Annotated in this window: 15 protein-coding genes and 1 tRNA gene; 5 read left to right on the top strand and 11 right to left on the bottom strand. The window is 61.1% G+C overall.

The features are described from left to right. Positions 1-61 precede the first annotated feature (61 nt). Positions 62-2,542, bottom strand: coding sequence for a glycoside hydrolase family 2 TIM barrel-domain containing protein (locus tag QRN42_RS17260; RefSeq protein WP_284980343.1), 2,481 nt, complete (start codon positions 2,540-2,542; stop codon positions 62-64). 364 nt (positions 2,543-2,906) lie between these two features. On the opposite strand from QRN42_RS17260, the gene QRN42_RS17255 reads away from it, so the two are divergent. Both QRN42_RS17255 and QRN42_RS17250 read left to right on the top strand, forming a co-directional pair. Next, complete coding sequence (locus QRN42_RS17255; protein WP_284980342.1) at positions 2,907-3,863, top strand: LacI family DNA-binding transcriptional regulator; 957 nt, start codon at positions 2,907-2,909, stop codon at positions 3,861-3,863. Between the two features lie 335 nt (positions 3,864-4,198). Beyond that, complete coding sequence (locus QRN42_RS17250; protein WP_284980341.1) at positions 4,199-5,185, top strand: Gfo/Idh/MocA family protein; 987 nt, start codon at positions 4,199-4,201, stop codon at positions 5,183-5,185. Between the two features lie 49 nt (positions 5,186-5,234). On the opposite strand, the gene QRN42_RS17245 is transcribed toward QRN42_RS17250, so the two are convergent. Further along, on the bottom strand, positions 5,235-5,558 hold the full coding sequence (locus QRN42_RS17245) for a hypothetical protein (protein WP_284980340.1): 324 nt from the start codon (positions 5,556-5,558) through the stop codon (positions 5,235-5,237). 18 nt (positions 5,559-5,576) lie between these two features. On the opposite strand from QRN42_RS17245, the gene QRN42_RS17240 reads away from it, so the two are divergent. Beyond that, on the top strand, positions 5,577-5,822 hold the full coding sequence (locus QRN42_RS17240; protein ID WP_284980339.1) for a hypothetical protein: 246 nt from the start codon (positions 5,577-5,579) through the stop codon (positions 5,820-5,822). A gap of 276 nt (positions 5,823-6,098) precedes the next feature. On the opposite strand, the gene QRN42_RS17235 is transcribed toward QRN42_RS17240, so the two are convergent. The 4 genes from QRN42_RS17235 to QRN42_RS17220 form a co-directional block, all read right to left on the bottom strand. Next, the gene (locus QRN42_RS17235; RefSeq protein ID WP_284977301.1) at positions 6,099-7,346 is read right to left on the bottom strand and encodes an IS256 family transposase; all 1,248 of its coding nucleotides are present in this window, start codon (positions 7,344-7,346) and stop codon (positions 6,099-6,101) included. A gap of 84 nt (positions 7,347-7,430) precedes the next feature. Beyond that, entirely contained in the window at positions 7,431-8,519 is a 1,089-nt protein-coding gene (locus tag QRN42_RS17230) for an alpha/beta hydrolase (protein ID WP_284980338.1), read from the bottom strand. 84 nt (positions 8,520-8,603) lie between these two features. Next, positions 8,604-10,880, bottom strand: a complete 2,277-nt coding sequence (locus tag QRN42_RS17225; protein WP_284980337.1) for a glycoside hydrolase family 3 N-terminal domain-containing protein — start codon at positions 10,878-10,880, stop codon at positions 8,604-8,606. Positions 10,881-10,917: 37 nt separating this feature from the next. Continuing rightward, positions 10,918-12,273: an MFS transporter gene (locus QRN42_RS17220; RefSeq protein ID WP_284980336.1), complete on the bottom strand. Its 1,356-nt coding sequence runs from the start codon at positions 12,271-12,273 to the stop codon at positions 10,918-10,920. A gap of 699 nt (positions 12,274-12,972) precedes the next feature. On the opposite strand from QRN42_RS17220, the gene QRN42_RS17215 reads away from it, so the two are divergent. Further along, complete coding sequence (locus tag QRN42_RS17215; protein WP_284980335.1) at positions 12,973-14,238, top strand: Fic family protein; 1,266 nt, start codon at positions 12,973-12,975, stop codon at positions 14,236-14,238. Between the two features lie 475 nt (positions 14,239-14,713). Here the strand turns inward: QRN42_RS17215 and QRN42_RS17210 are convergent, their stop codons facing one another. Both QRN42_RS17210 and QRN42_RS17205 read right to left on the bottom strand, forming a co-directional pair. After that, entirely contained in the window at positions 14,714-15,016 is a 303-nt protein-coding gene (locus QRN42_RS17210; protein ID WP_284980352.1) for a DUF4193 domain-containing protein, read from the bottom strand. 956 nt (positions 15,017-15,972) lie between these two features. Continuing rightward, positions 15,973-16,054 (bottom strand) — tRNA-Leu (locus QRN42_RS17205). A 198-nt stretch (positions 16,055-16,252) separates the two neighbouring features. On the opposite strand from QRN42_RS17205, the gene QRN42_RS17200 reads away from it, so the two are divergent. Further along, positions 16,253-16,858: an ANTAR domain-containing response regulator gene (locus QRN42_RS17200; protein ID WP_141282080.1), complete on the top strand. Its 606-nt coding sequence runs from the start codon at positions 16,253-16,255 to the stop codon at positions 16,856-16,858. Positions 16,859-16,998: 140 nt separating this feature from the next. Here the strand turns inward: QRN42_RS17200 and pyk are convergent, their stop codons facing one another. Genes pyk through gltB form a run of 3 tightly spaced genes read right to left on the bottom strand, consistent with a single transcriptional unit; the run spans position 16,999 to position 24,608 of the window. Continuing rightward, positions 16,999-18,489 (bottom strand): pyruvate kinase, encoded by a 1,491-nt coding sequence (pyk, locus tag QRN42_RS17195; RefSeq protein ID WP_284980334.1) that lies wholly within the window; start codon positions 18,487-18,489, stop codon positions 16,999-17,001. Positions 18,490-18,544: 55 nt separating this feature from the next. Beyond that, a complete protein-coding gene (locus QRN42_RS17190) occupies positions 18,545-20,002 on the bottom strand; it encodes a glutamate synthase subunit beta (protein WP_284980333.1) in 1,458 nt (485 codons plus the stop codon). After that, positions 19,995-24,608 (bottom strand): glutamate synthase large subunit, encoded by a 4,614-nt coding sequence (gene gltB, locus QRN42_RS17185; RefSeq protein ID WP_284980332.1) that lies wholly within the window; start codon positions 24,606-24,608, stop codon positions 19,995-19,997. Before gltB ends, QRN42_RS17190 begins: the two co-directional genes overlap by 8 nt. Positions 24,609-24,848: the final 240 nt, after the last annotated feature.

The following is a 24,848-nucleotide window of genomic DNA, read 5'->3' as shown; positions in this document are numbered from 1 at the left end:
GGACTCCGTTGTCGGAAAAGCGGGGGTTAATTTGATTGGGGCGCACAATGCCCCCGGGGTTTTAGGAGACGAGCAGCCGGTCAGCACTCGTGGTGCTGGCAACGGAGCGGAGCTGAAGCCTGACCGTTTCGCAGTCGGCAGCATCTACCGTCACGTAGATATCGCCTTCTCCGACCGGGCGGATGATCGCGATTGCCCGGCCGTCAAAGGTCGTCCGGGTAGGACCAGCGAACGTCTCTTCCGTCGCGGGGTTTGCACTGCCAAGTGCCTGGAGCCGTCCGGCACCGCTGACTGTCACCGTCACAGCGCGGTCCTTGCCGGGGTGGATGATGCCGTTACCGTCAGTGACGGCGATAGCGACAAAGGCAAGGTCACGGGTGTCTGGGGTGAGCTGTTCCCGGTCAGCCTGAGCTTCAAGGCTAATTCGCTTTTCAGCGGTACTGAGATGTGTCCGGGATTGTTCTATCCCGTCTGAGTAGGCCACAGCGGTGAGCTGGCCCGGCTCGTAGGTGAAGTCGAAGTCCGCCCGGAACGCCAGGTCCGCCCCGACAGCGGTTCTGCCTACGCTCTTGCCGTTGAGGATGAGTTCGACCTCGTCGGCGTCGGAATAGACCTCCACGTGGACCGGGCAACCTTCGAATCCTTCCCACGTCCAGCTTTCGATCGCGTCGCTCCAGGACCACGGGGTCTGAAGCGGGGCGCGGCCATGGAACTCCGGGCGGTGGACGGCAATATAGGGGCGGGAGCGAAGTCCGAAGACAACCTCACGGTAATAGGAGGCAGGGCGCCGCTGCCCCGTGATGTCGAGGTCGCCGGACCATGCCGAAAGCCACGGGTACGGCCTGGCCACCATGGCAGCAGCACCGGATTCCGAGTCGGCGTATCCGACCGAGCCGAGTCCGGCTTCACCAAGGTAGTCCCAACCGGTCCATGTGAAGTCCCCGATCACGTGGCTGTGGGCCTCCACCAGTTCCCAGTTGCGGGCTATCTGCCCCGGAAAGGTCTCGGTGCCGACGATGACCCTGTTCGGGAACAACGTCTTGTCCAGGACATAGCGGCCATCGCCGTAATTCATTCCCGCCACATCAAGCACCGAAAAGGACTCGGCAGTCCGTTCGCTGACCATCTCAGAGGCGGAAATCTGGTTCATCATGTCCCCGACCTGTGTCATCATCCCGTTGACACCGGCGCCGGAGCCATCGGAGGCGGCCTGGTGCTGCTTCATTCCGGCGAGCACAAGATCCAGACTCGAGACAAATCCGTTAATTCCATTGGTGATGGGCCGGCTCGAGTCCAGGGAGCGCAGTTTTTCGGCCAGCCGCCGGCTCCAGATACCCCCGTCGCGGGCACCGGTCTCCGGGATCTCATTGCCGATCGAGTACATGATCACGCTTGGATGGTTGCGGTCTTTTGCGACCATCGCTTCCAAGTCGCGTTCCCACCACTGAACGAAATCGGTGGCGTAGTCAAAGTCCGATTTGCTTGAGGTCCAGACGTCGAAGGCCTCGTCGATGACCAGCATCCCCAAACGGTCGCACGCCTCCAGCAATGCTGAGCTGGCCGGGTTGTGCGAGCTTCTGATGGCGTTGAAACCAGCTTCCTTCAGCAACCGCACACGCCGCTCCTCTGCGGCGGCGATGGTGGCAGCACCCAAAGGGCCGTTGTCGTGATGCACGCACGCCCCGCGAAGCTTTACCGTCTCACCGTTGATGCGAAGCCCCCGTCTGGGGTCGATCTGAAGCCGGCGAATGCCAAACGGAATGCTTTCCTTGTCCAACACCCGACCCTCTGCGCACACCTGCAGGACGCAGGTGTACAGCGACGGAAAATCCACGCTCCAGAGCGCAGGGCTGTCCACGTACAGCCGGTGCCTGACCACAGCTGACGTCCCCGGAAGGAGAGTGAGAGGCGACCGGCCGGTGGCGGCCTCCGCAATCCCTTCCTCATTAATCGAGGACGTCACCTCCACCGTGGTGGTGAGGGCACTGAAGTTGGTGATCTCAGCGGCGACTTCGACAACGGCACGTTCACTGTCGATATCGTCAGAGGTGATCCGGACACCGTCGACATTGATGTGCACAGGCTCTTTGACGATCAGATGCACGTCCCGGTAGATGCCGGCACCGGTGTACCAGCGGCTGTCCTGGTGCGCCCGGCACGCCACGCGAATCTCGTTTGTTGATCCAAAACGCAGGTAAGGGTCAATTCTTACCGTAAAGCGGGAGTAGCCGAACGCATGCTGGCCGGCGAGGGCACCATTGACGTAAACCATCGCATCCCGGTAGACGCCGTCGAACTCAAGGACGAAGACCTTCCCCTGATCCCCCTCGTCGACCGAGAGGGTCTTGCGGTACTCAAAGGCCCCGCTGGGAAAGTAGCCTCCAGCCGCCCCGCTTGGAGCGTCGCTCCGCCGTTGGCTGGATATCTGGGCATCATGCGGAAGAGTGACACTCACCCATTCCGAACCCGCTCCTCCCAATTCCGCGAAGGCACTCACCTTGGTGCGGACAGCCCATCCTTCATTGAACGGGTTCCTAGACATGTCACTCCTGAACTTCGTTGTTTTGAGTCATATTGACGCGTGACAATAAGGAAAGCACGGTAATTGACACGCGTCAACCAGCTACCGTCACCCCCGTTGGGTTCAAGGCGGGGTTTGCAGGAGCGCCATTGCCGCGTGACAACATTTTCTGGTCGGGCTTTAGTTTGTGCCCTACACTTGCTGGTAGCCTCGCTGGTTGTCACGTGTCAACGAGTGCTTGCTTTGGCTTAGGATCGGCTCATCAGCCCGTCTGGGTCCGCACCTCCGGTTTCCGCTTTCTGGCTTACGGTCACGAAACGACGGAGGTTGTCGCGTGTCAAGGTATTTTTTTAGTAAGGAGCTGAGCAGATGAAAGGTGGTCGTCGTGATTCCAACTAGTCAAGATGTGGCGACCCGTGCGGGGGTTTCCCGCTCAACTGTGAGCCAGATCCTTAACGGCCGTGCCGAGTACTTCGCTGAGGAAACCCAGGCACGAGTTGCCCAGGCGGTGGCTGAGCTCGGCTATGAACCATCGTCAGCTGGTCGCACCCTTGCCCGCGGCTCGAGCGACATCGTGATCGCCCTGATCCCCGACACAACCTTTGGCCGCAATCTTCAGGACATTTACGGGTCACTCACGGAGGAACTAGCCAGACGAGGCCTCACCTTAGTTCTGCGTCTGTCCACGTCCACTGAGGCTTCCCTGGACAGGCTTGTCGTTGGAATGAAGCCTCGGGCTGTTTTGACCCTTACTGCACTGCCTGCTGGACAGCGGGATTTACTTGTCCGCCGTGGCGTTGAGGTGCTTGAGCCCGATGAGTCCAGCAACGCTGATGTCAATGCGCGGATCGGAACGCTCCAGGCTCGGCACCTGATCGAGCGGGGTTACCGCTCGCTCGCGTATGCCCACTTGCGCGATGCCCGCAGCGACCCGTTCGGCGGCGCGCGTGAACGCGCCTTTATCGAGGAATGCCGACTGTGCGGACTCGACCAACCACGCATCCTGCACCTGGACGTCGCGCCCGAAGACGCACGGTCTGCGCTGGAAGAACTGGAACTCCCCGGCTTCGCCGTCGCCTGTTACAACGACGACGTGGCAACCGCACTTCTCTACGCAGCCACGGAGAAGGGCTGGAAGGTGCCGGACGACATCGCGCTCATCGGCATGGACAACACACCATTGTCCCGCCTTACCGTCCCGCCTCTGACCACAATTGGATACGACCCCAATCAGGCCACGCAAGGCTCACTCCAGCAACTGCTCAACCGGCTGGACAAAGACAACAACCGCGAGGAAGTAGTCGAGGTTCAAATGGACCTTGTTCAGCGGGCAACAACATAAATCAAACCCTGCCGCTCCGCCCCACAAAATTCCGGAGTACAGGGAGACCGGCGCCCCGGGTCTCCGCCGAAGTCCAGATGAGCAAACAACCACTGCTTCCGACGCCCTGAATTGACGCTGCCCCGGCGCTCCAAAAGACGTGCCACGAGCGCTGCTGAGCCCGTGCTGACAAGTAATCGGCGTCAAGCTGGTTTTATCCTCTCTCCTTCGGTGCCGGACCACGCATCCCCTTGGCGCCGAAGCCGCACTCTCACCGCTGAACGCCAAGCAGCCCATAGCCGGGCCCCGCCGGGACCTCGCAATCCCCTTCACAATCAAGAGGAAGCAGGGCGACAATGCCTGATACAAAACCTATCCGCATAGGAGTTTTGGGTGCTGCCCGAATAGCCAATGAAGCGCTCCTGGCCCCGGCACGACTGGTGAATGGAGTCCATGTCACCGCAACCGCAGCACGCAACATTGACCGTGCCCGGGCATACGCGGACAAGCACGACATCCCGCGCGTCCACTCCTCGTATGAGTCAATGCTCGCTGACCCTGACATTGACGCCGTTTATGTCCCTTTGCCCGCTGCCCTGCATGCAGAATGGACGATCGCGTCCCTTCAGGCAGGTAAGCATGTACTCGTGGAGAAGCCCTTCACGAGCAACACGGCCGCAGCAGAATCTGTAGCATCGTTCGCGGCGAACTCAGACCGGGTAGTGATGGAGGCGTATCACACCCACTATCACCCGTTGCATGGGCGGCTGCGGGAGATTCTTGCGTCGGGTGAGATAGGGAAAGTTCACTCCGCGCGGGCAACGTTCTGCATCCCGATCCCGCCAGGCAGGGACATCAGATGGAACCTGAGGCTGGGCGGCGGCAGTCTCCTCGACATTGGGTATTACCCCGTGCGAACACTCACCGGCCTCTTTGGACAGACCCCGCAAGTAGGGGACTCGCAGGCCTGGATGCGCAATGGCGTGGATCGCCGCGTGGAGGCCACAATGCACTTCGACAACGGGGTGAGCGCCCAGGTCGTGTCATCGCTTTGGTCCCGCCAGCTCTTCAGCATGGCATTGGTCGTTCACGGCGAAACCGGACAGATGCAGGTAACCCGCCCCTACCACCCCCATATGGGAAGCCAGGTTGAAGTCAAGGGCATTGCTGGTCGACGCACAGAACGCACCAGCCGTAAGTCCACATACACCTACCAGTTGGAAGCCTTTCGGGATTCCATCCGAGGAAAGTCGGAAGCTGAGACGGATTGCGCGGCAGCAGTGCGCCAAATCCACACACTCGACGCAATCTACAGCGCGGCAGGACTGCAACCGCGCCCCTGACAGAACTCCTTGCCGCCTACTCCGGCCGGCGCCAAAGACTGTGCAGCAGCTAGACCATGAATAGGAACAGACCATGCAATTCGAGAATCCGAAGCTGGAGAAACCCGGCATGTTGGAAGTACATGTCAAGCAAGCGGCTGAGGTGGACGATGCCCTGACAAAGGCAATAGGCGTCGTGCAGGAGGCCGCCACCGAACACCGGACTGGAATCCTGGTAACGCGGATCGACGTTGGCAGGTATATCGTCCGGGCGCATCCTGCAGTCCCCTTTGGGCTGATACGGCAGCAGCATGAACGCAGCTAACCAGCCGGGAAAGGCCTCGAGCCGATAGCTTCGGCCGGCGGGCGAGCAAACCACTGCAGCGGCGTTCATCCATCGGAAAGGATACTTTTGAAGAACTCTGTGAATCTCCCCGAGAAGGCATCCCCCGCACCTTCGGGGATGCGCCTTACTCCGGAAATCCTTACGCCCGGCAACAAACTCACGCTACGGCTTGGGCATGAAACTGTCAGCGGCATCGTGGACGAGGTGATGCCTGATCAATCTTGCTTCTGGGTTTGGGCCGACGGCGGAATGGGCCGGCGGATGATTGATGCTCGTGATGCGACTCTTGTAACTGACGCACTGACAGATTAGGGGGCTGTCATCTCCGCCGGTCCGGCGCGCCTTTGGCTCTGACGGCCCTGAAGCCAGGATGTCCCGTTCGAAGCGCCACAGGAAGACTAGGGGACGCGCCGGAGGCCTTTCGATTCAGCCGGGGCCTTGCCCGCTGGGGCCTGGCACTGGGCAGTGTCCAGGCCCCTCGCGTTAGGCGCTTACTGGGTCAGTTCAACTTTCGAGGTCCAGTGTCTTTTGGTCACGTCCCGCTGAGTGGTGGAGTTTCTCGACCCCGTGCGGGTCAGCTGGTTTCGATTATGCCGCAGCGAGTTCGGGAATGGGAACCACCTCCTCGACGTGCGCGGCCGCCGGCGTGCCGGGTGCGCTGAGTTCTTGCATGGATGCTTCGGAGAGGTAGCGGCGGTCCCCGGCTTCCCACTCGTCGTGCTGCTCGACGAGGACCGCTCCGGCCAGGCGCAGCAGTGCGGCGGGGTTGGGGAACACTCCCACAACGTCGGTGCGTCGTTTGATTTCCTTGTTCACGCGCTCCATCGGGTTGGTGGACCAGACCTGCCGCCAATGTTTCTGTGGGAACCCGCAGAACGCGAGAACGTCTTCACGGGCGTCGTGGAGCATCCGGGCGACCTTCGGGTGGGACTTACCCAACATGCGGGCGACCTCGTCGAACTGGGTGTTCACATGCCCGGCATCGGGCTGGGCGAACACCGTTCGAATGATCGACGCCACCATCTCCTGGGCGCCCTTGGGCACGGTCGAGAGCACGTTGCGCATGAAGTGCACACGACAGCGCTGCCACGATGCGCCCTGAAAGACAGTGTTGATGGCCTTCTTGAGCCCGGTGTGGGCGTCGGAGATGACGAGCTTGACCCCGCCCAGGCCCCGGGTCTTGAGCGAGCGGAGGAACTCCGTCCAGAACGCCTCGTTTTCACTGTCGCCGACGTCGAACCCGAGCACCTCCCGGCGTCCGTCCGCGGCGACACCGAACGCGACGACGATCGCCTGGGACACCACCCGGTGATTCACGCGCGCCTTGCAATACGTCGCGTCAAGAAACACGTACGGGTAGCCCAAGGCGGACAAATCCCGGTCACGGAACGCGCCGACCTCCGCGTCGAGGTCGGCGCAGATCCGTGACACCTCGGACTTGGAAATCCCGGAATCAGCCCCGAGAGCCTTGACCAGATCGTCGACTTTCCGGGTTGAGACCCCGTGCAGGTACGCCTCCATTACGACAGCGAACAGGGCCTGGTCCACGCGGCGGCGCCGTTCGAGCAAGGAGGGGAAGAATGAGCCCTGCCGCAGCTTCGGGATCTTCAATTCCAGGTCCCCGGCCGTCGTGGCCAAGGTCCTGGGGCGCGTCCCGTTGCGGCGCGTCATGCGCTCATCGGTGCGTTCGAACGGGCCAGCGCCGATAAACGCGGTCGCTTCCGCGTCGATGAGCTCCTGGTAGAGCTTCTCCGTGGCCGAGCGAACCCGGTCCGTGACATCGGTGAGTTTCAGTTGGCCAAGCAGGTCCAACAGGGCAGACTGGTCAAGAGCCATCGTGTGTTTGTGTCCTCTCGTGAGATTCCTAGACAGTTCTCACTGACCATCGCACGATGGCTCTTCACGTCAACGAAGCGACGCTCAGAACCCGAGATTTACACCACTCCACGGGACGTGACCTGTCTTTTCCAGCTGGCTTGGTTGCTGGCTCAGGAGCCGGTGTAACCACCGGGCTCGCGCGCGGGTCGCGTCTTGAGAGACGGCTGCGGCAGGGGCGAAGCGATCGAACCCATGGTAACCACCTGGCCACACGTGCAGCTCTGCGTTGCCCCCCGCTGCCCAGATTCGGCTCGCGTAATCGACCGCTTCGTCGCGGAAGACCTCCGCTGAGCCCACGTCGAGGAACGTGGGGGGAAGGTCCGACAGATCCGCGGCTCGTGAAGGAGACGTGTATGGAGACACATCCGCTTTTCGACGGCGATCTCCCAGGAGCGCGTTCCAACCGAACTCATTTGATTCCCGGATCCAAGAGCCGTTGCCTTGGAATTGAAAGCTGGAGGCAGTGTCATTGCGCTCGTCCAACATTGGGCATGTAAGCATTTGTCCTATCAGCTTCGGCCCCTTTTGGTCCCGGCACCTCAGTGCGACGCCCGCTGCAAGACCGCCTCCTGCACTCATTCCGAAGATCAGAATCCTGTCCGGGTCAATGTTCAGCTCTTCCGCGTGGTCGATTATCCACAGCAGTCCCGCATAGCAGTCATCAATCGGGGCAGGATCAGGATGCTCAGGTGCCAGCCGGTATTCGACACCAACGACCGCCAGTCCTTCGGCTTCCGCATAATCCAACACCCAACCCATGTCGGAACGTCGCCCACCAGAAATCATCCCGCCGCCGTGCACGTAATACACCGCCGGCGTCGGAGCCTTAGCTGCGGTAGGAGTACACACCAGAAGGGGCACGGCCGGCGCCCCCTCCAGCCCCGGTGCGCTCTTCTCCTGGACCCGGTAAGCGCCTCCACGCTCAAGGTCAGCGTCAGTTGGATCGCCATAGGCAACCATCTGACGTATGACCGGGAGCAGCTCGCTGGTGACGGGTTCCGGGAAGACCGCCTGGGCTGCAACCAAAGCGGGTGAACACTCGGGGTCGAACGCCGGCGGCGGCCCAACCTTCACCCCATTACGCACGTCTGCAGGCATCGAGACGACACCTACCTTCTCGTCCACGCTCATAAGACTCCTGTCAACGACCACACTTTGCCTTTCGCTTGAGGCCCTGCACCACTCACCGCTTGCGGTGATTTCCGTTAGTGTTGCTCACTTGACGCGGAGACTGCTCGTAAGTTGAGCCAATGAATCCCCACCGACAAAGAGATCAATAACCGTGCTGTCCTGCACCCAGGAACCGGTAACGTCGCTCCAGTAGCTCAGTTGCTGGGGCCCGATTTGGAAGGAAACTTTTCTCGTCTCACCTGGTAGAAGCGTGACGCGCTCGAACCCCTTGAGCTCCCGTACAGGTCGTGACGAAGTTCCGTATCTTTGGTGGATATACAGCTGGGCGACTTCATCAGCCTCCCGTTCGGACGTGTTCGTGATTTCAACGCTCACGTTCGTCGTTGCACCGACTGCGATGTCTGAAGAATCGGTTTGGAGGTTCGAGTATTCGAATTTGCCATAGCTGAGCCCGTAGCCGAAGGGGTAAAGCGGTGTCGAAGCTTCATTCCAGTAGCGCTTGTCCTGATCTTGCGGGGCGAACGTACGGTAATGTGCGTAGATCATCGGTACCTGACCGACATGCCGTGGCCAAGTGAAGGGCAGCCTGCCCGCTGGTGAGACATCGCCGAACAGCACTGAGGCAATGGCGTCGCCGCCCCGCGTTCCTGGGTACCAGCCCTGCACGATCGCAGAAACGTTTTGGTCCGCCCAGCGAAGGTCGAGGGGCCTGCCCGCCATGAGGATGACGGCCACCGGAGTTCCCGTGGCCGCGATCCTCTGCAACATTTCGAGCTGGCGTCCAGGTAGGTCCAGGTTGGATTTGGACGCCGTCTCGCCTGCCTGGTCTTGTCGCTCCCCGATAACGACCAGAGCGATATCTGATCGTGCGGCAACTGCCACGGCCCGGTCGAGCTCTTCGTCGTCATCGTCGATCACGCCGATGCCGCCTGAGCCTGGGTCGGGATCCTGAAGAGCAAAGGGTGAGGGAAAGGCGCGGTCAGGTACGCCGACTCCGGCGGCATACTCGACCCTAAGTTCGCTGCCCGCCCTGGCACGGATCCCTTCCAGGATTGAGACTGTTTCGTCTGTGCTGTGTCCGAAGACCCAGGGTCCCAATGTGTCGCGCTTGCTGTCGGCCAGCCGTCCGATGACGGCTACAGTTGCAGTCTGATTCGGTGCCAACGGAAGCACGCCATCATTCTTGAGGAGAACGATGGAACGCTCGGCACTGACACGTGCGGTGTCGCGGTGGCCGGGATCCCCCAGCACCCTTTCCATCTTTGTGTCCTCAACGAAAGGGTTTTCGAACAGGCCGAGCGCGAACTTGACTGTGAGTACACGGCGGACTGCCTCATCGAGGATCGACTGCTCGAGCCTGCCGTCTTCGACCAATTGGGGCAACGATGCATAGGCGGGCTCGGACATGCTCATTTCCATGTCGACACCGGCAGTTATCGCCCGGGCGGCTGCGTCGGCTGCGTCCGCGGCGAAGTGCTGGGTCTCCAGTGATTTCACTGCGTTGGCGTCGGAGACCACAAAACCCTCAAATCCAAGTTCCCCCCGCAGCATGTCATTGAGCAAGCGAGAGTTGCCGCTGGCGGGTACGCCATTAAGGTCCATGTAGGCACTCATGACATTATGAGCGCCCGCATCAATGGCTGCCTTGAAAGGTGGAAGATAGACGTTGCGGAGCTCCGATTCGGAAATTTCAGCATCTTCGTAATCACGTCCTCCCCGAGCAGCGCCGTACCCGGCAAAGTGCTTCGGCCCTGCAATGATGCTTTCGGGGCCGAGGTTTCCTTGAAAGCCATGTACCTGAGCTGCGGCCACGATCGAGGTCAGAAAGGGGTCCTCGCCGGCACTTTCCACAATTCGTCCCCACCGAGGGTCTCGGGCGATGTCGATCATCGGCGCGAAGGTCCACTGTATTCCTGAAGCTCTCGCCTCACGGGCCGCTACCTGTGCGCCAGCAGTGATAACAGCCGGATCCCAAGACGCCGCCTGAGCGATCGGCACCGGCAGAACCGTTCGAAGGCCGTGGATCACGTCGAAACCGAATATGAGGGGGATGCCGAGACGGCTACCAGCCAAGGCTTTAGCCTGGTACCTGTTAGCCACAGCTGCGTCACGAATGAACAGCAGTGAACCAATCTCCCCCCGCTCTACCGCGGCATCAATTTGCTGCGTCTGCCGAACGAATGCCTGATGCTCCTCAGGCAGGGCGTCGATGTCAAAGTCATCAGGCAGTTCCCCGATTGCGAAGCAAAAGGACTGCGTCAGCTGAGCCGCTTTTTCGGTGCGTTCCATACGACCAAGAAGGTCCTCGACGCGCTGGGCGACCGGAAGCGAAGCATTCATGTAGGGAAAATCGGTAGTCACTGTCTTCTTTCTAAGTTTGGGTTGGCAGCGCCACGAGCTAACGGACCGACTTCACCTTGGTAACGACGATCAGCCCGCCAATTATGGTCAAAACCGCCGCGATCAGGTACAGAATCGAATAGTTCTTATCACCGCCGGAAACCATCCCGATCACAAGGAACGCCGGTGCGGCGATTGGTGCCAGCGACTGTGGCACCGTCAGCGAGAAGCTATTCAGCGCGTTAAATCTGGCGGCTTGGGTGTCCCGTTCGGGCAGGACATCCAGCACGAGAGCCTGGTCCACGGCAGAGAAAACCCCAATGCCAACACTGCTGAGGAACGATCCGATGACGATGAACTCGATGGAGGGGGCGAACGCAGTCGTGACGGCGCCGACGCTGAAGATGACACCGCCGGCCAAAACAAACACCTTCCGCTGCTTGAATCGGTCCGAAAGAAAGCCGCCTCCGATAGCGCCGGCCGTCGTGGCCACGATGCCGAGCAAGCCAACAAGGGCAATCGTGCCGCCGATCTCCGTGATGGGGAGGTTGAGACGGGACGCCAGGAAGAACGCTGTGAAGGCTGAACTCAGGGTGAGGCCGAAATAGAAGACGAACCGACCGACGAAGTTCCACGAAAAATCAGGGTAACTCCGTGGGTTGTACAGGTATTTGGAGAACAGGCCCCTGGCACTCAATTTCTCCTCGAGGATGAGATCGCGCGAGTCCGGCTCCTGAACAAAGAGCAAAAACAACACAACGAGCACCGCACCGATCAGGCCGGGCACAAGGAACAGCAGGTAAGGACTCGAAGATAGGGCCGAACCCGCGACACTTCCGATCACGGGCGCCATCATGCCAGCCATGCCGGTCAGGCCAGCCACTTTTCCTCGCTGAGAAGCCGGCAGTCGGTCAGCCTGGGAATTCTGCAGGCCGCCGAAGATCTGTCCCCAGCCAAGCGTCGAGACTATCCATCCAATCGCCAGCACGATCACGTTCGGAGCACTGGCGAGGATGAATAGGCCGATAAGACCGACTGCGAGTCCCGCAACCATCCAGGGGCGTCTGCGGCCCAGCCGGGAGCGAGTGCGGTCACTAAGCACTCCAAACATGGGCCCGACAATGAGCCCGAGTCCGGCTGCGGCACCGAGAACGAATCCGAGGTACTCCTCATTCTGAGGTGCCAAGGCTTGAATCTGAATCGCAAGAGACAGGACGAGCGGTGTTGTGAACGCCAGGTTTGTTCCGAAGAGGGCCAGGATAAGGAGTACGACATAACTCCTGGGAACCGGCGGGCGGTCATCTTCTGTAGCGGCCTTCAGAGCTGCAAGCGCTTCAGCCTCAACAGACTCCGGGGGAACGACTATCGGGCCGGAAGTTTCCGGGCCCGCTCCTGGCTGGTTTATCTGGGTCATTCAGGACTCCTTTGTCAACGACGGGATGATTCACGCGTTGTGGCCCCAGTGGTCTTGGACTGAGACGCCAAACACAGTTAACGCGCGTCAATCAGGAAACCACGTTAATTAACGCGCGTCAACGTCTGGCTAAATTTTGAATGTCGCCAGTAGGAGTCGATGTCACAGAACTGTTCCGCTCAAGGCCGGCGTCAGCACTGACTCATCCAGTTCACTCTTATAGCCAAGGGGTTCCCGCTCGGATCGTCCTCTAACCAACAGGGGCCGGGTATCCCACTACTAAAGGACGGGTTAGGGCACACCCCAGCCTGACGTCAGGGGGTGGCACGAAAGTACGTCAGAATAGGGTGTCCGTGCCTCGTTCCGGACATGATCTGGCGAGGGTCTTTGGTTTCAACCTGACACATTCAGTGCATCGTTGCTGACGGTGGCTTCCTTCGTTTAGTGCTTGGGAAGGGTCCAATCAAAGTCCCTGTCACGTTGCGCCCGGGATCCCCGTTGAGGTCCCTCGGTGCAAGGCTGGGCCTAAATGAGATAATAAGGCCTCCTTCTAACGCTTAGCCGGATAACTGTAAGGATTCTTTGCGTGTCCTTACACTTACTCCCTAAGAATCCGGATCTGTCAGGGCTCCCGGTCGTTATTTACACCTACATCGATAAATGTAAGAATCTGCTGGAGATCTTTACAGATAGGACAGTATGGAACGGCCTAGGAATCAGGGCGGCACTTCCGGGTACGTCACGCACCCTGAGGCGGCCATCTCCTCGGGCTCAAAGCTTGGGTGGCCGCAGGGCGAGTACGAAAGCCACGAGTGGGTGGGCAACGTTGATGCCTTCAAATCCAGCAGCTACCTCTCAGGGATGGCGGGACAAACGTACGAGGCGTTCATCCCGCCGCTGATTGCACGGTCTTCCTACCTGCCCTCTCCCGCTACGGCGACCCTTGCAGAGGAGGCGGCGCACGAGATCAGCCGCTTCGATGAACGCTACGGGGAGCACGTCAGGCCCTTCGCTGCGCTGCTGCTGCGAAGCGAGTCCGCGGCGTCCTCGCGGATTGAAAACCTGACAGCCAGCGCCCGCAGCCTCGCCGAAGCCGAACTCGGGGTCGAGGAGCGCGCCAATGCGACCTTGATTGTCCGCAACGTGCGGGCCATGGAGTCAGCCCTCGCGGCAGCGGAGCACCTGGACCCGGGGAGCATCCTGGATATGCACCGCGCCCTGATGGACGGCACGAAGGATGCCGACGTCGCTGGGCAGTGGCGCGAAGAGCAGGTGTGGATCGGATCCAGCCACGTCAGCCCGATCGGCGCAGACTTCGTTCCCCCGCACCACGGCCGCGTCCCGGCGCTGATGGAGGACGTGATGGACTACGCGCGGCGGACCGACCTCCCGGCAATGGTCCAGGCTTCCATCGCCCACGCCCAATTCGAAACCATCCACCCGTTCACAGACGGCAACGGCCGCACCGGACGGGCGCTCCTGCATTCCATGCTTAAACGCCGTGGTCTGGCCTCCCACGTGACAGTGCCAGTGTCTGCCGGTCTCCTCGCCGACGTCCACAACTACCATGACGCGTTGACCGCCTTCCGTGCCGGTGATCCGGAACGGATCATCACCGTCACAGCCGAGGCGTCATTCCTGGCCATCGATAACGGCACCCGGCTCGCCGCTGACGTCGCCGCCATCAATGAATCCTGGACCGATAAGGTCAAAGCTCGACGGGACTCCGCCGTCTGGCCCGTTCTTGAGTTGCTGGCCCGTCAGCCTGTGGTGAACGCCGCGGTCTTGGAATCCCAGCTGGGGCTGGACTACATGCGCCAGAAACGCGCGATGGATGCCCTTGAGTCCGCAGGGATTGTCATCGGCAACGACAAGTACAAGAAGGGCCGTTTCTGGCGGTCACCGGAAATGCTGGCCGCACTGGACGCCTTCGCGGAACGGGCCGGCCGGCGCGTGCGTAGCTGACGGGAGACTCCCCCGACCCTCCGCGCACCAGGGATGCATCGACACCCGGCCACTGAGGGCTCCATGAGCACGGTCAACGACCCGCTACCGGCTGAACCAGGACCAACCATCCCCGCCCTCGCGACAGAGGGGACAGGCTGGATCGGCAGAGGTGCACCATGCCTGATCGGTGACTCCGGAACCGAACAGAGTTGATATTCGGGTTCGCGCCGAAATCCCTAGCCATTCGTCCCCCCGGAAAGTTCGCCGCTGACGTGGCTGGAGGAGTAGCGTCGGCCCCGATCGGGGTTTGCGTGCAGTTCCGGAGACTAATCTTTGTCAATTCCTGGCAGCTGCCAACCCAAAGCCAGCTATCCCACCACGAATTGGCGAAGCCCCGGTCAAATAGCGGTTGACCGAAGCTTCAAACTGATTCTGCCCAGATCACCTGATGGTTCGCTGGGAAGCTGGGGTGAGGGCGTCTGCTCGGCTTGTCTTAGCCTTCGCACTCGGTGCAGTACGAGTGGCCCTCGCTTTGGCGGGCCAGTTGGGATCGGTGGCGTACGAGGAAACAGGAGTAACACGTGAACTCGTCCGCCGCTTGAGGAATCACCTGAACGATCAGCTCTTCGGAGACGATTTCCCCGCCGGGGGTCAGGCCTTCATCGAGAGCATCGGCTTCGTCGAGCTCACTGACGACGCTGCGTGCATCTGGGGCATTGGCGGACTGCAGTGCTTCGAGGGAGCGGTCCTGGGATTCCTTGACGTCTGAACGTACTTCGTCATAGTCGGTTGCCACTTGGATGATTCTCATTTCTGACGCTGCTCAATACTGACGAGTCTGCAACGTAGGCCGCAACTGGATTGTTCCCTGGGTCCCTGCTGGCCTGGAGACCTCGTGCTGACGTGCTAGGGGACGCCTCAACTCCGGCGCTGTCTCCTGGCGGTTGTCCCACGTTGCAACGACGCCTACTAGAGAAGGCGGTGTTGGTTTTTGCCAGCACCCCAATCAACAGCTGCTCCCCGCTACCCCTCAAGACGACATATGGGCGCTTATCGGCAGGGCGATTATCGGCAGACTGGTCCGCGTCGACGTGCTCAGTCGACATTCGCGTGAACTGCAATGTTCCGGAGGACCACTGGGAGCTGTCATCTGCGTCGGGCCCGCGTCCCGCTGGATTTCGCAGTGCGCTTCGATGACACGGCTAGGACCCATTTGATAGCACTCGGCCGACTGTGGCCGCCGAACTCTCACTTCGGAATGAACCTGCACATGTAGAGCGCTTCCGGGTCCGCGTCATGTCGCTACTGCCACTCACATGCATGAGTGGATGAAGGTCCAAGGAGGGAAGAGCCAATGGCCGCAAGCAGTCACGATAAAGAAGATTTAAGTGTGGACAATGTCCACACCCCCTTTGGCCTGACAAAGCAGCCGCCAGCCACGTCTCCTCCCTCCAGGAACGAACCGAAGTCAGGATATTCATCGCAAGTTCCCAAAGTCATGTTGTGCGCAGTCCTCCTACCCATGAAGTGGTGCAGGCCAACCACGGCCTACCGGACGAACCAAGAGAGGAACGCATAAGCGCAGTTCAGCGCACGCGGAGGGTCCGCCAGCCAAGACCTTGAACCCGCTCCCCACAACCAAACAGGCGACCCGCGGCGCCAGGCACACCCGCGGCCAGTGTCAGAGGGACCTGACCAAGCAAAATGTACACATGCTAAAGCAAGAACCCCCTCTGACGAGGGGGTATGCTGTGCCCGAGGTGGGACTCGAACCCACACATCTTTCGATACCGCATTTTGAGTGCGGCGCGTCTGCCAATTCCGCCACTCGGGCGCGGATTACCGGGAAGTTAATTCTCGCTGACTGCTCACATTCCTGTGATCAACGCGATCCGTTCCCAGCACGCGAAACTACTCTACATGCAGATAGGCTGATTCAAAGAACCGGGCGCGCGGGTGGCAGAAAATCATGCTCCGCAGCCGCCCACACTAAGATGGATATGAACCCGCCGAACCTTTTCAAGGAGATCCTGTGACCGAACAGACGGAGTCCACGTCCACAAGCCAGCCGGCCCGCCGAGTTGTCGTTGCCGAGGATGAGACGCTCATCCGCTTGGACATTATCGAGATTCTGAAAGGCGAGGGGTACGACGTCGTTGGTGAGGCAGATAACGGCGAGAAGGCTGTGCAGCTTGCTGAGGAGCTCAAGCCGGACCTGGTCCTCATGGATGTGAAGATGCCCGTGATGGACGGCATCTCGGCGGCAGAAAAGATCGTCAAGGCCCGGATCGCCCCCGTTGTCCTTCTGACTGCGTTCAGCCAAAAGGAACTCGTGGAGCGTGCACGCGACGCCGGGGCCATGGCGTACGTGGTCAAGCCCTTCTCCCCCGCGGACCTCATCCCGGCCATCGAGATCGCCCTCAGCCGCCACGAGGAAATCAAGGCGCTCGAAAACGAGGTGTCCGACCTTCAGGAGCAGTTCGCCACCCGCAAGCTCGTAGAGCGTGCCAAGAGCCTCCTGACCACCAAAATGGGCCTCACCGAGCCGGAAGCGTTCCGCTGGATCCAGAAGACCTCCATGGACCGCCGCCTCAGCATGCGCGAGGTTGCGGAAACCATCATCAACCAGGTCAACTAACCAGCAACAAGTACGACGGCGGCCGCGAACCTCGCGTGAGGTTGGCGGCCGCCGTCGTGAGCACCCTTAAAACAAAAGCGAAGCGGGCCCCGCCAACTGAAAATTGGCGCGACCCGCTTCACTCAAGCGATACCGAGGCGTTACGCCTTGGTCTTGGACTTCTTTTCGGGCCAAGGACCAACCGGCTCCTTGCGCGAGGCGTCCACGCTGGAGGTGTCCGCGAGGTCTCCTACCTTGTGGACCTTCAACGAGTTCGTGGAACCCGCCTGTCCTGGAGGGGAACCGGCTGCGATGACAACAAGGTCGCCTTCCTCCACCAGGTCCATGTCCAGGAGGCTACGGTCAACCTGTGCGGTCATCTCATCGGTGTGGCCCACCATCGGGACCAAGACCGGCTGGATGCCCCATGTGAGAGCCAACTGGTTCCAGACGTGCTCCACCGGCGTGAAAGCGAAGACCGGCTTGACCGGGCGCAGCCGGGAAAGGCGACGGGCAGAGTCACCGGACTGCGTGAACGTACAGATGTACTTGGCGTCCAGCTGATCGGCAATTTCGACGGCGGCGCGGGTGATGGCACCGCCGCGGGTGCGGGGCTTGGTACCCAACGGGGGTACGCGCTCAAGGCCGTGGACTTCGGTGGACTCGATGATCCGGGCCATGGTCTTGACGGTCTCGATGGGGTATTGGCCCACGGAGGTTTCGCCGGAGAGCATCACTGCATCGGCGCCGTCGAGGACTGCATTGGCACAGTCGGAAGCCTCAGCGCGGGTGGGGCGCGGGTTGTCGATCATGGATTCGAGAACCTGGGTTGCAACGATGACGGGCTTGGCCCAACGGCGTGCCAGTTCGATGGCGCGCTTCTGGACGATCGGCACCTCTTCGAGCGGCAGTTCCACGCCGAGGTCGCCACGGGCCACCATGATGGCATCGAAGGCGTCGATGATTTCGTGCAACTGCTCCACGGCCTGCGGCTTTTCGATCTTGGCGATTACCGGCACGCGCCGGCCTTCTTCTTCCATGATCTCGTGAACGCGGACGATGTCGGAAGCATCGCGCACGAACGACAGTGCGATCAGGTCCGCACCGCGCTTGAGGGCCCAGCGGAGATCGTCCTCGTCCTTCTCGCTTAGCGCAGGAACATTCACGGCCACGCCGGGAAGGTTGATGCCCTTGTTGTTGGAGACCTTGCCGCCAACGGTCACCACAGTGACAACCTTGACGTCGTCAACCTCGACGGCGCGCAACGCGACCTTGCCGTCGTCGATCAGCAGGGCGTCGCCAACGTTGACGTCCTCAGTGAGGCTCTTGAGCGTGGTGGAGCAGATGTCCTTGGTGCCCGGGACATCCTCGGTGGTGATGGTGAAAGTATCGCCGACAGCGAGGTCATGCGGGCCGTCCACAAAGCGTCCCAGGCGGATCTTGGGGCCCTGCAGGTCGGCCATGATGGCAACAGGCTTGTGCAGCTGCGCAGCAGCCTTGCGGACGTTTTCGTAAGTGGTGTCATGCACGGAGTAGTCGCCGTGGCTCATGTTCATGCGAGCAACGTCGACGCCGGCTTCCAGCACCGCGAGGGTGTTGTCGAAGCTGGAAATAGCCGGGCCAAAAGTTGCCACAATTTTCGCGCGTCTCATATACCTACCCTAAGGAGTCTGGAGCTGATTGAGTTAAAGTTCGTTCCTGCTGGCGCTATAAGACCGCAATGGCACGGTCGGTGGGGGCGACCGGTGCTGGGAGGATGGTGCTTCCCATCAGGAACTTGTCCACTGCGGCCGCGCAAGCACGGCCTTCCGCAATGGCCCACACAATCAGGGACTGGCCACGACCGGCATCGCCGGCGACGAACACTCCCTCAGTGTTCGTCATGTAGTGGCCGTCGCGGGCAACGTTGCCCCGACCGTCGAATTCTGCACTGACCTGCTCGGTGATGCCAGCCGGTTCAGCGCCGGTAAAGCCGAGGCTCAGGAACACCAAGTCAGCAGGAATGATCCGCTCCGTACCTGCCTTGGGAAGGCGTTTGCCGTCCACGAACTCGGTTTCGGCAACCTTGACTCCGGTGAGCTTGCCGTTTTCACCAACGAACTCAACGGTGGAAGCAAGGTAGGTGCGCTCACCGCCTTCCTCGTGGGCGCTGGCCATCTCGAACAGCGTGGGGAAGGTCGGCCAAGGCTGGTGCGCGGCGCGCTCCGACGGCGGCTGCTTGCCGATAGCGAGGGTGGTCACCGATGCTGCCTGGTGACGGTGGGCGGTGCCGATGCAGTCGGCACCGGTGTCGCCGCCGCCAAGGATCACCACGTGCTTACCCTTGGCGTCGATGTGGTTCTCAGGGCTCTCCCCTGCCACTACACGGTTCGAGGGAACCAGGTAGTCCATGGCGAAATGAACACCTTCAAGGTCGCGGCCCGGAATGGGCAAGTCGCGCGGAACGGTAGCCCCGGTGGCGACGACAACGGCGTCGTACCGGCGCCGCAGCTGCTCCCACGTCACGTCGGTTCCCACGGCGACGCCGGTGCGGAAGCGGGTGCCTTCGGCCTTCATCTGCTCCAGACGGCGGTCAACCTGTTCCTTCTCCATCTTGAAGTCGGGGATGCCGTAGCGAAGCAGTCCGCCGATCTTGTCGTCCCGCTCGTAGACGGCAACCGTGTGGCCCACCCGGGTCAGCTGCTGCGCAGCAGCCAGGCCTGCCGGTCCGGAACCCACGACGGCGACTGTCTTGCCCGAGAGGCGCGCCGGCGGAAGGGGCTGGACCCAGTCGTTATCAAACGCTTCATCAATGATGGAAACCTCCACCTGCTTGATGGTCACAGCAGGCTGGTTGATCCCCAGCACACAGGAGGCTTCACACGGAGCCGGGCACAAACGTCCCGTGAACTCCGGGAAGTTATTCGTGGCGTGGAGACGTTCAATCGCTTCCGCTCCCTTGTCCCGCCACATGAGGTCGTTCCACTCAGGAATAAGGTTGCCCAGCGGACAGCCCTGATGGCAGAACGGGATGCCGCAATCCATGCAGCGCCCGGCCTGGCTCTTCAGGACACCCCTTTCCTGGGCCTCGTAAACCTCTTTCCAGTCCATGATGCGGACGGGAACAGGGCGGCGTGGCTGCGTCTCGCGCTGCCGGACCTTCAAAAATCCGCGTGGATCAGCCACCGGTTACCTCCAGGATTCGGGACCACACTTCTTCGCCATCGGGGTCAAGGCCTTCTTCGATGGCATCGAGGCGGGTCTGCAGGACTGCAGCGTAGTCGCGCGGCAGTACTTTGGTGATGCGGGCGGCGGTGTCGTCGAAGTTCTCGAGCAGACGGCCGGCCAGGACGGATTCAGTTTCTTCAAGGTGCTTGCCCAGGAGACCGTGGACAATGTCGCGGTCCTCGGCGTCGAGCTCCAACAACTGGAGTTCGCCGGAATCGAGGGCTGCCTTGTTCACGCGCTCAGGGTGCAAATCAAGCACGTACGCCGTTCCACCGGACATGCCTGCGCCGAAGTTACGGCCGGTGCGGCCAATGATCAGCGTCTGTCCGCCGGTCATGTACTCGCATCCGTGGTCGCCAATACCTTCGACGACGGCGGTGGCACCTGAGTTACGGACCAGGAAGCGTTCGCCCACCTGTCCACGCAGGAACATCTCACCACTTGTGGCGCCGTACCCGATGACGTTGCCCGCGATGACGTTTCGCTCAGCCGGGAACACGTTCGTGCGGTCCGGCCGGACAATGATGCGGCCACCGGAGAGGCCCTTGCCAACGTAGTCATTGGAGTCACCGAAGAGGCGCAGCGTGATACCGGCCGGCAGGAAAGCACCGAGGGACTGCCCCGCCGTTCCGTTCAACGTCACGTCAATGGTGTCCGTCGCCAAGACATCGGTACTGAATGTCTTGGTGACCACGTGGCCGAGCATGGTGCCCACGGAGCGGTCCGTGTTGATGACGTCCAAGGTGATCTTGACGGGCATGCGGTCGCTGAGCGCTTCCTGTGCCATGGTGATCAGCCGCTGGTCGAAGTGCTTGTCCAGCTCGTGGTTCTGGCCGGTCATGTTACGCAACGGCACGTCGTCGTCGAACTCGAGGCCATGGAGGATTGGGTCCAGATCGAGCCCTTCTGCCTTCCAGTGGTCGATTGCCTCACGGGTATCGAGCACCTCGGCGTGGCCAATAGCTTCCTCCAAGCTGCGGAAACCAAGCTCGGCGAGGATTTCGCGGACTTCTTCTGCGAGGAACTCGAAGAAGTTGACCACGAACTCCGGCTTGCCGTTGAACCTTGAACGGAGTTCCGGGTTCTGGGTGGCAACGCCCACCGGGCAGGTATCCAAGTGGCAGACGCGCATCATGATGCAGCCGGAAACCACCAGCGGAGCGGTCGCGAAGCCATACTCCTCGCCACCGAGCAGGGCAGCAATGACGACGTCGCGGCCGGTCTTGAGCTGGCCATCAACCTGGACCACAACGCGATCACGGAGTCCATTGAGCATCAGGGTCTGCTGGGTCTCGGCCAGGCCAAGTTCCCACGGCACACCCGCGTGCTTGAGCGAGTTCAGCGGCGAGGCGCCGGTTCCGCCGTCGTGACCTGAAACAAGCACGACGTCGGCCTTCGCCTTGGTGACGCCGGACGCCACTGTGCCGATCCCGACTTCCGAAACAAGCTTGACGTGCACCCGGGCCGAAGGATTGGCGCGCTTGGCATCGTAGATGAGCTGGGCGAGGTCCTCGATCGAGTAGATGTCGTGGTGCGGCGGCGGTGAAATAAGTCCGACGCCGGGAGTCGAGTGACGGGTCCGGGCTACCCACGGGTAAACCTTCTGCGCCATCAGCTGTCCGCCTTCGCCGGGCTTGGCACCCTGCGCCATCTTGATCTGGATGTCATCAGCGTTGGTCAAGTAGAGGCTGGTCACGCCGAAACGGCCGGACGCGATCTGCTTGATGGCCGAGCGCCGCTCCGGATCCAGGAGGCGGTCAACGTCCTCGCCGCCTTCGCCGGTGTTGGACTTGGCGCCCAAGCGGTTCATGGCAATGGCGAGCGTCTCGTGGGCTTCCTTGGAGATGGAGCCATAGCTCATGGCACCGGTGGAGAAACGCTTGACGATGCTGGAAACCGGCTCCACTTCTTCCAAGGGAACAGCCGGCCGGACGCCATCCTTGAACTTGAGAAGACCACGCAGGGTCATCAGGTTCTCGGACTGATCGTCAACGCCCTTGGTGTAGGACTTGAAGATGTCATAACGCCGTTCACGGGTGGCGTGCTGCAACCTGAAGACAGTTTCAGGGTTGAAAAGGTGCGGCTCACCGTCACGCCGCCACTGGTACTCGCCGCCACCCAAAAGCGGCTGGTGCGGCAGTTCGATACCGTTCTCGGGGTAGGCCATCTTGTGCCGGGCGGAAACTTCGGCCGCGATCACATCAAGGCCCACGCCACCCAACTGCGAGTGGGTGCCGGAGAAGAACTCATCGACGAGTTCCTGGGACAGGCCCAGTGCCTCGAACGTCTGGGCACCTGTGTAGGAAGCCACGGTGGAGATGCCCATCTTGGACATGATCTTCAAGACACCCTTACCGAGTCCCTTGATCAGGTTGTACACGCCGTCTTCGGGCGTCACGCCCACGACGTCGCCCTCGGTGATCAGCTGTTCCACTGACTCCATGGCGAGGTATGGGTTGACGGCGGAGGCGCCATAACCGATCAGGACGGCCACGTGGTGCGTCTCGCGCACATCGCCGGCCTCGACCACAAGGGCGGTCTTGGTGCGGTTGGCGCTCCGAAGCAGGTGATGGTGGACCGCGCTGACCAGCAGGAGCGAAGGAATTGGCGCCCACTGGGCATTGGAATCGCGGTCCGAAAGCACGATGTACTGCACACCGCGGTTGATGGCACCTGAAACTTGCTCGCAAATCTCGGTCAAGCGCGCACGAAGGGCCGCTTCGCCGCCTTCGGGCCGGTAGAGGCCGCGGACCTTCATGGCGATACGGTCGCCGTCGGCGCTTTCGATGTTCGCGATCTTGGCCAGCTGATCGTTGTTGATCACCGGGAACGGCAGGGAAATCTGCGGCTGGCGGACCCGCTTGCCATCCAACAAGTTGCCGTTGGGGCCAATGGCGCACTTCAGCGACGTCACGAGCTCCTCGCGGATGGCGTCCAACGGCGGATTGGTGACCTGGGCAAAGGACTGCACGAAGTAGTCGAACAGAAGGCGAGGGCGCTTGGAAAGTACCGCTACCGGGGTGTCGGAACCCATGGCTCCCAAGGGCTCAGCACCCGTGCGGGCCATCGGGCCCAGCAGGATCTTCAATTCTTCCGTGGTGTACCCGAACGTCCGCTGCCGGATGTTCACTGAGGCCGCGGTGTGAAGCACGTGCTCACGTTCGGGCAGTTGGTTGATGTCGATCAGGTTGTCCTTGAGCCATTCGGCCCACGGGTTCGCTGCCGCCACCTCAGCCTTGACCTCGGCGTCGTCAATGATGCGTCCGGCCTCGGTGTCCACCAGGAACATCTTGCCCGGAGCCACGCGGCCCTTCTTCACGACGTTGGACGGCTCAACTTCAATCACGCCAACTTCGGACGCGAAGATGATCAGGCCGTCCTCGGTGATCCAGTAGCGGCCCGGCCGCAAACCGTTGCGGTCCAGGGTTGCACCCACAAGATTGCCGTCGGTGAAGGAGACAGCGGCAGGCCCGTCCCACGGCTCCATGAGCAGGGAGTGGTACTCGTAGAAAGCCCGCCGTGCAGGATCCATGGTGGCGTGGTTTTCCCACGCCTCCGGGATCATCATCATGATCGAGTGGGTGATGGGACGCCCGGACAACCACAGAAGCTCGGCCACTTCATCAAACGACGCCGAGTCGGACGCACCCGGGGTGCAGATTGGATACAGTTCCTCGGGAGTATCGCCAAGGAGCGGATTGGCCAGCTGCGATTGACGGGCACGCATCCAGTTCCGGTTGCCCTTGACGGTGTTGATTTCACCGTTGTGCGCAATGGTCCGGAAAGGCTGTGCGAGCGGCCACGACGGGAAAGTGTTCGTGGAGAAGCGGGAGTGAACGATCGCGAGCTTGGTCTTGAAACGCTTATCCGAAAGATCCGGGTAGAACGGTTCAAGCTGAGCCGTGGTCAGCATTCCCTTATAAACGATGGTGCGGGAGGAGAGCGACGGGAAGTACACGCCGAACTTGTTCTGGGCACGCTTTCGGATGCGCCAAGCCCGGGAATCGAGTTCGTTCCGTTCCAACTGCTCGCCGGTGGCCGATGCAAAGAAGGGCTGGGAGAAATACGGCATGCAAGCCCGGGCCATGGCACCCACGAGGTCCGCGACCACGGGAACCTCGCGCCATCCAAGGACAACCAAGCCTTCATCGACAGCGAGTGCCTCAATGCCCGCCTTGGCATTATCTGCCTCGCGGGATTCTGCCGGAAGGAACGCCGTGCCCACGACGTACTGCCCGGGTGCAGGCAGCTCAAATTCAGTAACGGAACGGAAGAACTCGTCCGGGACCTGCATCAGCAATCCTGCGCCGTCGCCGGTGCCTTCATCGGCACCCACGGCACCGCGGTGTTCGAGATTGCGGAGGGCCGTCAATGCCGCTTCCACGATGTCGTATCCCGGTTCCCCGCGGAGCGTGGCGATAATGGCCAGGCCGCAGGCATCCTTCTCCTGGTCAGGGTTGTATAGACCCTGGGCCTCCGGGAGCGCAGCGAAGCGCTTGAAGGGAGACATGGCACCCTGAGGTTCGATGTGTTCGGACCAACCGGGGGTATGAAGATGGGTCATGGGAGACGTCCTTCCTCGAGATCGTGCGTATGGAAGGGACAACATTGGCCCCACCTTGCCTGCCCAGTGACGGGCACAACAAAGCGCTAGTTATTGGAATTGTAGGCCAGCCGATCTCGCGCAACTAACGGTTACGGGGACCTCTGGCCCCGGCTTGACCATGGATCATCGGTATGCTGCGATCCGGGTTCCGGGGGTGCCACGACGCTGTGGACTGGGCCCAACGAGCGGTGACTCTGT

Source organism: Arthrobacter sp. fls2-241-R2A-200 (assembly GCF_030209745.1).
In the GTDB taxonomy this organism is placed as follows: Bacteria; Actinomycetota; Actinomycetes; order Actinomycetales; family Micrococcaceae; genus Arthrobacter.
Note: the sequence above shows the minus strand (reverse complement) of the source record. Positions and strands in the feature narration are given on the sequence as shown.